10 protein-coding genes and 1 pseudogene are annotated in these 12005 nt (G+C 68.6%); 2 read left to right on the forward strand and 9 right to left on the reverse strand.

Annotation, left to right across the window (positions count from 1 at the left end; translation table 11 throughout):
* A partial coding sequence (locus tag VF794_RS37910) for an energy transducer TonB (protein ID WP_331118271.1) occupies positions 1 to 919 on the forward strand: 919 nt, incomplete at its 5' end.
* Between the two features lie 34 nt (positions 920 to 953).
* On the opposite strand, the gene VF794_RS37915 is transcribed toward VF794_RS37910, so the two are convergent.
* The 5 genes from VF794_RS37915 to epmA form a co-directional block, all read right to left on the reverse strand.
* Positions 954 to 1571, reverse strand: a complete 618-nt coding sequence (locus VF794_RS37915) for a hypothetical protein (protein ID WP_331118273.1) — start codon at positions 1569 to 1571, stop codon at positions 954 to 956.
* 7 nt (positions 1572 to 1578) lie between these two features.
* Positions 1579 to 3033, reverse strand: coding sequence for a hypothetical protein (locus VF794_RS37920; protein ID WP_331118274.1), 1455 nt, complete (start codon positions 3031 to 3033; stop codon positions 1579 to 1581).
* A gap of 234 nt (positions 3034 to 3267) precedes the next feature.
* Positions 3268 to 4110, reverse strand: coding sequence for a hypothetical protein (locus VF794_RS37925; protein WP_331118276.1), 843 nt, complete (start codon positions 4108 to 4110; stop codon positions 3268 to 3270).
* Positions 4111 to 4149: 39 nt separating this feature from the next.
* Positions 4150 to 4824, reverse strand: coding sequence for an inorganic pyrophosphatase (locus VF794_RS37930; protein ID WP_331118278.1), 675 nt, complete (start codon positions 4822 to 4824; stop codon positions 4150 to 4152).
* 13 nt (positions 4825 to 4837) lie between these two features.
* The gene (epmA, locus tag VF794_RS37935) at positions 4838 to 5824 is read right to left on the reverse strand and encodes an EF-P lysine aminoacylase EpmA (RefSeq protein ID WP_331118280.1); all 987 of its coding nucleotides are present in this window, start codon (positions 5822 to 5824) and stop codon (positions 4838 to 4840) included.
* Positions 5825 to 5854: 30 nt separating this feature from the next.
* On the opposite strand from epmA, the gene VF794_RS37940 reads away from it, so the two are divergent.
* Positions 5855 to 7681 (forward strand): chromosome segregation protein SMC, encoded by a 1827-nt coding sequence (locus VF794_RS37940; RefSeq protein ID WP_331118282.1) that lies wholly within the window; start codon positions 5855 to 5857, stop codon positions 7679 to 7681.
* A 14-nt stretch (positions 7682 to 7695) separates the two neighbouring features.
* On the opposite strand, the gene VF794_RS37945 is transcribed toward VF794_RS37940, so the two are convergent.
* The 4 genes and pseudogenes from VF794_RS37945 to VF794_RS37960 all read right to left on the reverse strand — a co-directional run.
* Positions 7696 to 8757, reverse strand: a complete 1062-nt coding sequence (locus VF794_RS37945; RefSeq protein WP_331118284.1) for an SPFH domain-containing protein — start codon at positions 8755 to 8757, stop codon at positions 7696 to 7698.
* A gap of 182 nt (positions 8758 to 8939) precedes the next feature.
* Positions 8940 to 9740 (reverse strand): ABC transporter permease subunit, encoded by an 801-nt coding sequence (locus VF794_RS37950; protein ID WP_331118286.1) that lies wholly within the window; start codon positions 9738 to 9740, stop codon positions 8940 to 8942.
* A gap of 2 nt (positions 9741 to 9742) precedes the next feature.
* Entirely contained in the window at positions 9743 to 10660 is a 918-nt protein-coding gene (locus VF794_RS37955; RefSeq protein WP_331118288.1) for an ABC transporter ATP-binding protein, read from the reverse strand.
* A pseudogene (locus VF794_RS37960) lies at positions 10657 to 12005 on the reverse strand (dolichyl-phosphate-mannose--protein mannosyltransferase); the annotation flags it as partial. The pseudogene VF794_RS37960 and the gene VF794_RS37955, both read right to left, overlap by 4 nt.

The raw sequence follows: 12005 nt of genomic DNA on the forward strand, positions 1-12005 counted from the left end.
CGCCGCCGCGCAAGCGCCCAGGCCCGTGGAGCCCATTCCGACACCACCCGCCGAGCCCCCCGCCGTCGCCGAGGCGCCTACCGCGAGTGACCTGCCTCGCGCGGACATGCCTCGCGCGGACATGCCCCGCGCCGAGGGTCCGCGCCTGGGGGCGTCCCGGCTGCTGCCCTCCCCCTCGCTGTCGTGGAGCCCCGAGGGAGGCGTCGCCGTACCGGATGCGGGTGTGCCCGAGCCCGCCACTCCCGAGGCGAGGGTGGCGGACATGGTGCTGGAGGGCGTACGCCGTGGGAAGGTGGATCGCGGCCTGGTGCACCCCTACTTCTCCCAGCTGGGCAAGTCCCTGCTGAAGGAGTGGGACGCCGAGCGGGCCGTCAGCGCCAAGGGCCTCAAGGGCTTCCTCGAGCAGAGCCGTGGCAATTCAGGGGAGTGGATGCGCGTCTGGTCGGACCGTGCCGCGACCTATGCCAACACGGGCTCGCCGCTCGCAACCAACACGCCCGATGCCTACGACCGCCTGCCGCCTGGCGGAGACCCGTCGCTGGAGGCACGCCGCACGCTGCGTCGGCAGATGCGCGAGGACTTCCGGGCCACCCGCCGCGCCACCGTGCGCGTGGTGCAGGACACCCAGGGCAAACTGCTCAGCGTGGAGCTCGTCACGCCCAGCAACGACGCCCAGGTGGACCGCGAGGCGATCGCCGACATCCGTGCCGCCGCCGAGCGCCTTCCGCCGCCGCCCCCCGAGGCCATCCAGGGCCGCACGCAGCTCGTGAGCCTGTGGCAGATGGAACTCATCATCTCCATCAGCCCGCCCGTGCCCACCGTCAGCCTCGAATTCGACGCGGAGATGAAGCTCACGGACATGCGGATGCCGCTCGACCGTCGGCTCTACAAGCGCGTGCGGCTGCTCGAGGTGCGCTGAGCCATCGGAAAGAAAGCCGTGAGCCCCACACCCGTCACAGGATGATGCAGTCGAGGCCCTCGAGGACGGCCCGGAGCTCCTCAGCCGTCGTCTCCAGCCGCATCGCCACGGAAGGTGCGTGGTAGGTCAACGCGGAGGTGGACCTCGGATGAGTGGCCAGTTCCTCGATGACCACGCTCCCGAACGCGCCGGGCCATTTCAGCCGATTCAACTCGGAGGCCCGCCCGATGGGATCCTCGATGGTGAAGCAGGGCCAGCGTGGAAGGCGCAGGGTCCGAGGATCGGTGCCATGAAACCGGCAGGCGTCGAGTTGGGCCTCGGAAAAATCGCAGTCCTCTACCGCCCCCTTCTCCCACCCATCCGTGTAGCCGTGCCACGGGCCGAAGTCGCAGCCATAGAAGCGCCCCTTGAAACGGCAGCCATTCAACGCCACCAGCGTCCACGGTCTCCCGGTCAACTGACGCTTCACTTCGATGGTGCAGTCAATGAGCCGCGACGACGCGAGGCAGAGTGAGCGTGCCCCCACGCCAACGACCACCGTACAGCGCCGAAGCGTGAGGTTCGGCCCGAGCCAGTAGCGGGCTTTCGTATCCGTCAGTTCCAGCCGCTCCCCCTCGATCTCCCGCTCTTCGTAGTGAATGTTAGGTGTCATCCGGCGCTCAGAAGAAGATCATGCGAAAGAAGGAACTCGCCATCCGGCGCCCGTGCCGCAAGAAGTTGGACTCCGTCCCCGACAGAATTTCGTAATGGTAACTCTGCCCCAAGGGGCCGGTGACATCGACTCCTCGCTCGTTCCACGTCAGCCCTGGAAACCGGAGATTGAGCTGGTCCTCGACCCATTGTCCTCGAGCCCGCCGCTCCAGCAGTTCCGCAGCGCGCTTGTCGCCCTTCCGGAGAAAGTCCTTGATGGCATCCCTCACATTTGGCGTGTACTTCTCCGGCCCCCATTTCGCCGCCACCTCCTTGGCGGCCGCCTGGAGTTCGTCGCCGAGCGGGTCCGACGTGGGAATGTCGGCCACCGACTTGTCGCGCGGCAGGTGCCACCGCTGGCCGTTGTCGAGTTCCACCTGCTGGTTACCAACGCGGTGGCGGTAGACCTCGGTCGCCCTGGGACGACCGGGAGCGGAAATTGTGTGCGCCGCGCTGTTGCGGCTCATCATCGCCCCGGCGAGCGCAGCCTCCGGAGACACTACAACCGCAAGTGCCCTCTCCGAGGCCGCCACGACCTGCACTCGCTCTACTTGGACCAGCACCCAACCGTCGACGCCCTGAACCTCCAATTGCAACCGCGCCAGGCGGTAGCCCGGCAGTGAGCGCACGAGCCCCGACACCTCGGCCAGCGTTCTCCCCGTCAGCGCCGTCACCGCCAGAATCAGTACGCGCGCTGCGTCCGTCCCCAGCACCTTGGCGAAGCCCACCCCGGCCGTGCGCAAATCCTCGAACGTGCTGGCGCGGTGAGCCTGCGTCGCCATAAGGGCCCAGCCATCCATCAACCCCCACACCGTGTCCACGCCTAGCCAAGCCACCAGCAGCATCGTGAGAGAGGCCGCCACGGCCTTGGTGGTGGGCTCGGGGACCAGCCACAAAGCAAGGTAGAGCCCCACCGCCCACAGGAGCGAGGCCATCACCGCCCGAGGGCTCAGCTCATGGCCCAGGGCTGCGAGCGTCTCGTCGAGCACCGAGCCGAAGGCCAGGGCCAGGGCCAGCGTCCTCCTGTCATCAGTGCGCAGGTACGGCCCGTCTTCGAAGAGACCGAGACAGTCGCCACCGCCCCGGACGATACACCACTGCTCATACCGTGCCCCAAGTGCGACCTCGGCTACCGGCGTCAATGGTACCGGGCCCGTCTGCCGCACTGGCACCATGGAGTAGATCTCGCCGCGGTAGGCCTCTCCCTCCCAGTCGCCCGTCATCGCTACGCGCTCGACTTCGCGAAGTTCCTCGCCCTGGGCCAACTTGAGCAGCTCTCGCGCTGCCTCTTTCGGCGACCCGATGAAGCGGTGCCCTCGAGTAAGCCGCTCGACGCTACGCCGGAATTCAGCCTTGTTGATGGGCACTGGCCGAGTGCGAATCTTGCCCTCCTCGACGATCCTCACCTCGTGGACGGCGACCACCTCCAGCCCGGGCTCCGTTGTGGTCGGTGACCGTGAGCGAATACCCGAGGAGACCTGGCCGCCCATCGGTGGGGGCGTCGCGCACGCCGCATGGAGGATGAGAATGATGAGCCCGAGGGCCCCTACAGGCGCCCACCGTGGAGGACCGCACAAGCCTCTCTGTCGAGCTTCGCGTTGCATACCGACGCCTTCCCCTGCCCCAGGACTCAGGTGCTCCTTCGCCATGCCGGCAGCTCAGCGATTGTCCTCGCGCTTATTCTGCTTTCCCGTGCACTTCCCCTGGTCCGTCAACTGGAGGAGCCGTTTCTCCATCTTGGGCTCTCCGGATATGGCGGGATTCGCCTTCACGTGCTCCAACAAGACGAAGTAGGCGTCACAGGGCTGCTTCCGCCGCTCGTAGGCGGTGGCCAGTTGGTTGGCCGTCTGGAACAACTCCGGATTGAGGCGGAAGGCCTCCTGGAAGTCCGCCAGGGCCTTGTCGGACGCATGGAGCGACTCATAGGCCATGCCGCGCCATACCCAGTACCCTGCATTGCGCGGAGCGCTGTCGAGAAGCTCCGTGGCATCCCGGATGGCGAGGTCGAACTCGCTCAGTCGCATGTGCGCCGAATAGGTCACTGACCGGAGCTGGGGGAACTTCCCGCACCGCGCGATGAAGTCGTCGGCACTCCGCAGGGTGCCCCGCCAGTCCTCGGCGGCGAACAGGGCCTGGACGTATTCCACCGACCTGGTCCGGTCGCAGGGTTCCTTCGCCAGCTGCTCACGCAGCTTCGCGATCCGCGGCGCCTTCAAGCCGTAATTGAATTCCGACTCCGGCGAGGACCCGGACGGGTCACCCGAGGGCAACACCCCTGACCGGGTCAGGTACGCCGCGCCTGCCACGAAGACGGCCACCCCCGCCGCGACGAGCAACCCCTTCTGGAGCTTCCGTGCGCGCCAGTACCGGGCAACACAGGACGGGCAGCGGTCGAGTCCGCCCTCGAAGACCGCGCACCCGGCGCACAGGGGCTGGAGGCAGCCACCGCAGCGGGTGGTCGCGGGCACATCCGGATGTTGGTAGCACGAAGGAGCGGTCACGGCCGCGGCTTGTACCCGCCCCTCCGTCAGGGGGTCAAATCAGCGCTTGCGAGCGCGCGGCTTGCTCGCCGGGGCCGGCGCCACGCCGTAGTCCTTCTGGTAGTCCTTCATGCTGCGCCGGATGATCTCGCGCGCCTCGCTCTGGTCGTACATCTCGACGATCTCCACCTCGCGCTTCACCTCACTGGGGATCTGCTTGTAGGTGAGGAAGTAGTGCTTGAGGCGCTCCACGAGCGCGATCGGCAGCTGCGCCACGTGCTGGAGCGCTCCGTAGACGAGGTCCGACTCCAGCACCGCGATGATCTTGTCGTCGGCCTCCTTGCCGTCGACCATCCGGAAGCCACCCACTGGAATCGCGTGCACCAGCAGGGCACCACTGGGGATGAGCTTCTCCGTCAGCACGCAGATGTCGAGCGGATCCCCATCGCCCTTGATGTCCTTGATGCCGGTGCGCTCGGCACAGCGCTTCGCCACGAGATCGCCACAGTACGTCTGGGGGATGAACCCGTAGAGCGTGGGGCACTGGCTGGAGAACCGCTGCGGCCGGTCCAGCCGGAGGAGGCCCGTCTCCTTGTCCAGCTCGTACTTCACCGTGTCGGTGGGAACGATCTCGATATAGGCGGTGACGACCTCGGGAGCCTCCGGACCCGGCGAGACGCCATGCCAGGGGTGGGACTGCGAGGTGTGGAGCTGCGGCTGCTTCTTCGTGGCCATGGCGCGCTTCTTCTCAGACGAATTCGTGCGCCGGGAAGAGGAGGACCTCCGAGATGGACTCCACTCCCAGCAACAGCATCAAGATACGATCGAGCCCCACAGCGATGCCCGCCGAGGGTGGCATGCGGCCTACCGCGTCCAGGAATCGCTCGTCCAGTGGATAGACGGCCCGGCCCGCGTTGCGTCGGAATTCCTGCTCTTCGACCAGGCGAGCACGCTGCTCCACCGGGTCGGTCAGCTCGGAGAAGCCGTTGGCCAGCTCCAGCCCCCGGGCATACAGCTCCGTGCGCTCGGCCACCGTGGGGTCCTCCGGTTTGAGGCGCGCCAGCGAGGCCATGGAGGCCGGGTACTCCGTCAGGAAGGTGGGCCGCTCCCAACCCAGCTTCCCCTCCACCTTCTGGAGGAAGAGGTGGAAGAAGACGTCGTCGAAGTGGGTGGCGTCCCCGGTGCGCACCCCGGCCGCCTCCGCGGCCCGCTTCAGCGAGGGCCCATCCGGACAGGCCCTCAAGTCCACTCCCGTCTCCCGAAGCACGGCGTCCCGCACCGACAGCCGCTCGTAGGGCGTGCGAGAGAAGAAGCCATCGCCCCCCACCGTCCGGTCCGCCTCCGCCAGCGCCCCCTCCAGGTCCGCCATGATGGCGTGGTAGTCCGCCCGCGGTCGGTAGAACTCCAGCATCGTGAACTCGGGGTTGTGCGTCCTCGACACCTCCCCGTTCCGGAACACCTTGCAGATCTGGAAGAGAGGCCCCGCCCCGTCGGCGAGCAGCCGCTTCATCGCGTACTCGGGGCTGGTGTGCAGGTAGAGGGTGCGGCGCTGCCCCACGTCCGTCTCGGGGATGAAGGGCACCTCGCAGGCGGTGATGTGCGGCTCCATCCCCGGGGCCGGGATGAGCAGCGGCGTGTCCACCTCGAGGTAACCAAGCTGGGTGAAGAAACGGCGGAGGGCTCCGTAGAGCGCCTGCCTGGCTGCGGCCGAGCGCCACTGAACTGGATTGGGCATGGGCGGCACTGAAGTTACATTGCGCCATCCATGCGCCCAAGGCTTCCCGCACTCGTCCTCACTTTAGGTCTCAGCGCCCTTGGCGGGTGCGCCACCTTCGGCTCCAAGGCCCCCCCCGCGCCCCTCACCGAGGAGCAGAAGCTGGCCACCGAGGTGGCCCGGCTCTCCTCCGAGGCCGCCGCCCTGCTCAAATCCCAGGACGAGCTCATCTGGCGCTACTGGACCGAGGGCGCTCGCGCGGACGTGACTTCCACCTACGTGGGCAGGGCGGGCCTCTTCAGGCTCGACAACCTGCGGAACATCGACCGGCTGCGCCAGCGCACCACCGACCCGCGCGAGCTGCGCGCCCTCACCGCCCTCCAATCGCACTTCGCGGGCGAGTACCTCTCGCAGCAGCTCGCCGAGGTGAATGAAGCCATCGCCAACCTGGAGGCCTCGCTCTCCTTCCCCATGGATGGCCGCGAGGTGCGCTGGCGCGACCTGGAGCGGCTGCTGGCCAATGAGCGGAGCGCGGTGAAGCGCAAGGCCCTCTACGCCGCGGCCACGCCCGCGCTGGAGCGGCTCAACCAGCTCCTGCGCCGCCGCGAGGAGCGCACCGAGGAGCTGGTGCGCGAGCTGGGCTATCCCTCCTACGAGGCCTTCGGCGGCGAGTTGCGGCAGGCGGACCTGGGCCGGCTGGGCCTGCTGGCCGAGGAAGTGCTCCAGGCCACCGAGGCGCCCTACAAGGAAGTGATGGAGCGGCTCTCCCAGCGCGAGCTGGGGCTGCCCTTCGCCACCCTCACCCGCGCGGACCTGCCCCGCCTCTTCCGTCTGCGAGACGTGGACGGGCTGTTCCCCAAGGGTGAGCTGCTCCTGCGCGCGCACGGCACGCTGGCGGGGATGGGCATCGACCTGGGCGAGATGAAGAACGTGCGCCTCGATACCCGGGACGACGTGAAGCGGAAGAACCCGCGCCCGCTCACGCTCGGCGTCACGGTGCCTGGGGACGTGCGCCTGTCCGTGCGCCCCGTCGACGGCGCGATGGAGCAGGCGCGGCTGCTGCACGAGTTCGGTCACGCGCTGCACTACGCCTTCACGAAGGAGCCGCGCTTCGAGCTGGCCAAGCTGGGCAACCCCACCGTCTCCGAGGCCTACTCCGCCCTCTTCGAGGACCTGATGGAGGACCCGGTGTGGCTGGAGGAGCACGCGGGGCTGTCGGGCACCGCGCGCACCGAGTACCTCGCGGCGGCGAGCGCCCACAAGCTGTTCCTCATCCGCCGCGCCGCGGGGCGGCTGCTCTACCAGCTCGCGGTGCACCGGCAGGAGGGCGCCGACGCCCGCGAGCTGTACAAGGCCATCCTCACGCGCATGGACGCGATGCCGGTGACGGAGGACGACGTGGCGCGCTACCTCGTGGACCAGGAGGACTTCTTCCAGTCCGCCGACAGCTTCCGCGCCTGGTTTCTCGCGGGTCAGCTCCAGGGACAGTTGAAGGCGCGCTTCGGCCCCTCCTGGTGGCACAGCCCCGAGGCGGGCCAGTTCCTCAAGGGGCTGTGGGCCCACGGCAACGCGCTCTCCGCTCGCGAGGTCGCCGAGGCCATGGGGGAGACCGCCATCACTCCGGACGTGCTGCTGCTGCGGCTCGGCACCACCCTGGGTGTCCCCATCAAGCTGGACGCCCGCGACACGCCCGAGACCGCTCCGGCGGCTTCGGCTCCGGCCCCGGCTCCCAAGGCCGCCGCGGTGAAGACGTCGAAGCCCTCGAAGGCCAGCAAGCCCGAGACCCGGCAGGCCCGCAGCGCGAAGCGCACCGCGGCCAAGGCCCCCAGAAAACACGAAGGCTCCCGCCCGGAACACGGACGGAAGCCTCGAAAGTAGAGCTCGGACCAGGGCTACAGCAGCTTCATCAGCTCGGCCCGCTTAGCGTTGTACTCGTCATCCGAGAGCACGCCCGCGTCCTTCAGCTCCTTGATCTCCTTCAGCCGCTGCGCCGGGCTCCGCGTGTCCGCCGCCGGAGCCGCCGCCGCCGGAGCCTGCTGCTGGTGCTGCTGGTGCTGCTGGTGGTTCTGCTGCTGGTTGGTGAACATCTGGGCCATGCCGAAGCCCATGCCCATGCCCATGCCCTGCAACCCAGCGCCGGCACCGCTGCCGTCACCGCCCTTGGCCATGCCCTCGGCCGCGCCCAGCATCGCCTGACCCTGCGCGTACTGCTGGAAACCGCCCGCCAGACGCGAGTACGCCACGTCCTTGGACAGCTTCTTCAGCGTCGCCTCGTCCTCTTCCTTGATGCTGACGTGGAAGTTGCCCATCCGCACCACGGTCATCCCGTAGGTGTCCACGTGCGGCTTCAAGCCGGCGATCACCTCGGTCTCGATCTCCTCGGTGTACGCACCGCTCGTCACGTCCAGGAGCGGCCACTTCTTCTTCACCAGCAGCTCGGCGATGCGGTCGCGCGTCACCTTCAGCACCTGGTTCTTGAACCACCCCAGGAACTCGGCGTCGCTCGTGCGGCCCATGCCCACCAGGCCCACCACCAGCTTCTCCGGCTCCGTCACCCGGAGGGAGAAGTCGCCGTACACCATCGTCCCGATGCCCAGCCCCGTCTCCGGGTCGCGCACATCACCGATGGGGCCTCCGAACTTCACCCCGGTGAACTCGCGCATCGAGATGAAGAACACCTCGGCGAGGAACAGGTTGCCGCCGGTGAACGTCTCCACCAGCCGCCCCAGGAACGGGATGTTGCTGGTGTCCAGCTGGTGCCGCCCAGGCCCCAGCTTTCCCTCCACCTTCCCGTCCTTGACGAAGAGGGCGACCTCGTCGGCAGCGACGGTGAGCTGGGTGAGCATCCGGATGTTCCGCTCCGGATACTTGTAGACAATCTCGCCCTTCGCCTCGTCAGCACGCGCGATGAAGTTGCGCTGCGCCTCGTCTTTGATCGTACCGAAGAATCCCATCGTGCTTTCGTCGCCTCCTGGACCGCGGACCACCGGGAGCCCACGCCGCCACCCTCACCTAACGCATAGCGTCCGGGACGATTGCACGCCCGCAGTTCGCCCGTCCCCCGGCCTTTCAGGGGAAACATGCCAGACCTTCCGCACCCTTGGCCAGTCAACCCGGCGTGCGGTCGTCCGCCCGGCTATCCCCAGCGGCTCAGCAGGCGCTCGCGGTCCAGCAAGCGGATACTCGCCCACAGCAGCGCCACGTCCAGCAGCAGCACCACCGCGCCCTGTACCGCGTAGTACACCGGCCCGGCCTTCAAGAAGCCCGCCACCTGGCCGGCCACCAACCCCACGAGCGGCAGTACCACCAGGGCGGAAAGCTGCTGCGCCGTGCGCGCCTCGGACACGCGGGCGGAGATGAGCACCGCCACCCCATTGCCGAAGAAGGCGAACAGCGGCGCGAGCACCACCACCCCGAAGAGCCACAGCACGTTGGGCAGCATCGGGCCCTGCCCCAGGGGCCACGCCACCACGTCCACCCCCACGCACAGCACCACGAAGGCCAGCCAGGTGATGGCCATGGCCGGCACCAGCGAGGCCAGGCTCTTGCCCGCCACCAGCTCCGCCGCCGTCACCGGCGAGGCCAGCAGCGGCTCCAGCGTGCGCCGCTCCTTCTCCCCCACCACGCTCTGCGAGGAGATGAGGATGGGCACGAACACCGGCATCACCAGGAACATGCCGAACCAGTCCAGCAGCGTGCGCTCCACCAGGAAGCGGCCCGCGCTGGCGTTCAGCGGCAGGGTGGGGTCGTAGTAGAGGGCGATCACCCGCAGGTTGGTGTCGTTCGGGTCGCGCACGTACGTCCACACGACGATCATCGGCACGACCACCAGCACCAGCGGCAGCGCCGCCATCGCGAGCAGCAGCGACGGGTTCTTGCGCAGGTCCAGGAAGTCCTTCCAGAAGACGGCCAGCGCACGCTGGGGACGGAACGCCATGGCTACGCCCTCCCCTCGCGGATGAGCTCCAGGTAGACCTCTTCCAACGGGCGCTGGGACGGCACCGCGCTGCGCACGCGCGCCCCCGCCCCCACCAGGCATGCCACCACGTCCGGAGCCTGCTCCTCGTCCGCCAGCATCACCCGCAGCCGCCCGCCCTCGGCGAGCACGTTGGGGGTGAACGGCAGCGCGTTCAGGGCCGGGAGGTAGCGGTGGGCCTCGCCCTCCACCTTCACCTCCAGCGCGCTGCCCGTGCGCCGCAGCTCGTTCACCGCGGCCAGGGCCAGCAGCCGCCCCTTCACCACCGCCACCCGGGTGCACAGCCGCTCCACCTCGGCCAGGTTGTGCGAGCACAGCACGATGGTGCGCCCCTCCGCCGCCAGCTCCGCCACCGCGTCGCGCACGGTGCGTGCCGACTCGGGATCCAGGCCGCTCGTGGGCTCGTCCAGGAAGATGACCTTCGGGTCGTGCACGAGCGTGCGCACGATGGCCAGCTTCTGCCGCATGCCCTTGGAGAACCCCCCACACGGCTCGTCCTCGCGGCCCGCCAGCCCGAAGCGCTCCAGGTAGACCCGGGCACGCGGCCACACCTCGCGCTCGTCCAGCTCGTGCAGCTTGATGAAGAAGCGCAGGTTGTCGCGCGCGCTCAGCCGCTCGTACAGCCCGGGTTGCTCGGTGAGCAGCCCCACCACACGCCGCAGGGCCTCGCCGTCCGTGCGCACCGAGTGGCCCCACACACGCGCCTCCCCCTCCGAGGGCTGGAGGAGGCCGGTGAGCATGCGCACCGTGGTCGTCTTCCCCGCCCCGTTGGGCCCGAGCAGGCCGAAGACCTCACCGGGGCGGATGTCGAAGGTCAGCCCCTCCACCGCGGTGCGCGCGCCGAAGCGCTTGGCCAGGCCCTGGACGGAGATGCCACTCAATCGATGGAGACCAGGATGAACTTGTTGTTGATGTCGCGGTCGATGACGGTGATGACCTTGTCGGTCCCCGCGGCCTGCTTCAACAGGCCGAGCCGGTTGTGCTCCACCAGGGCCCACTCGCGGCCGGGCTGGTCGACGAAGGGCTTGAGCTTGGGTGTCTCGCGGATCTGCTTCACCTGATTGCGCGAGTAGAACGTCTCACCGCGCCAGTTCATCATGAAGGCGGTGATGGGCTCGTCGGGCTTGCGCTGGGCGTAGTAGCGCCAGAACAGGTCGCGCTGCGTCCAGTGGTGGGACAGGTCCACCCAGTGGCCCCAGTTGAACCAGAGGGCGAAGCCGGCCGCGAGCGCCCAGAAGGTGCCGTACACCATCACTCGCGAGCGCTGGAGCGCCCCCACCACGGCCAGGGTGCCCGCCACCGCGAAGGTGTAGCCCAGGGCCATCTTCACGTTCACCGGCTCGGAGAGGGACTTGAGGAGCGGGTCGCTCAGCGGCGCCACCCGGAGGCCCCGCGCCACGAACGCCCCGCCCAACAGCGTGAGGGCACCCGCCATCAGCCACAGGCCCGTGCGCGACTCGGCATCGGCCCTGCGCGCCTGCCACGCCAGCCAGCCGCCCACGAGGCCCAACGCGAGCCCCACCGGCCACTGCGCCCCCACGCCGCGAACGGCCATGGGCACGAGGAGGGCCGCGCCCACGCCCAGGCACAGCAGCGCCATCAGGCGCGCGCCCACCGAGGCCTTCGCCTTCGCCGGGAACACGCCCACGGAGAGGTAGGCGCCCACGGCGAGCAGCACCAGCGTCAGGATGTCGCCCGTCCACAGCGGCCGGGAGGCGAACATGGCGATGGGCTTGGTGACGAGGTCGAAGGGGTACGGTCGGTCGTAGTTGTAGACGAAGAGGTCGGTGAAGTTCTTCGGGTTGTTGGCCAGGTCCTTGCCCACGAGGACGAAGAGGACGAGCCCGAAGACGAGGCTCACCACGTGGTTGGAGAGGCCCTCCTCCCACAGCCTGTCCACGAAGAGGGCGATGAGGACGGCCAGGCCCGGCAGCACCGGGAAGACGTAGTGGTGGAACTTGGTGGCCGAGGAGGCCAGCAGCATGAAGGAGAAGGCCACCCACAGCGCGGCCATGAGGGCCAGGTGGTCCGCCTTGTTCCGCGAGCGGGGCTTGAGCCGGGACACCACCGCGAAGGCCCCCGGCAGCAGCGCCACCCAGGGGAAGATGCCGAAGCCACCCTGCTCGATGAAGTAGATGAAGGTACCGCCCGGCGTGGTGGTGTGCACGCCCGCGCTCAAGCGGTTGAGGTGGTCGTGGATGAAGAAGCGGTACCAGAAGACCTTGC

Source organism: Archangium sp. (genome assembly GCF_036389735.1).
Classification (GTDB): domain Bacteria; phylum Myxococcota; class Myxococcia; order Myxococcales; family Myxococcaceae; genus Archangium.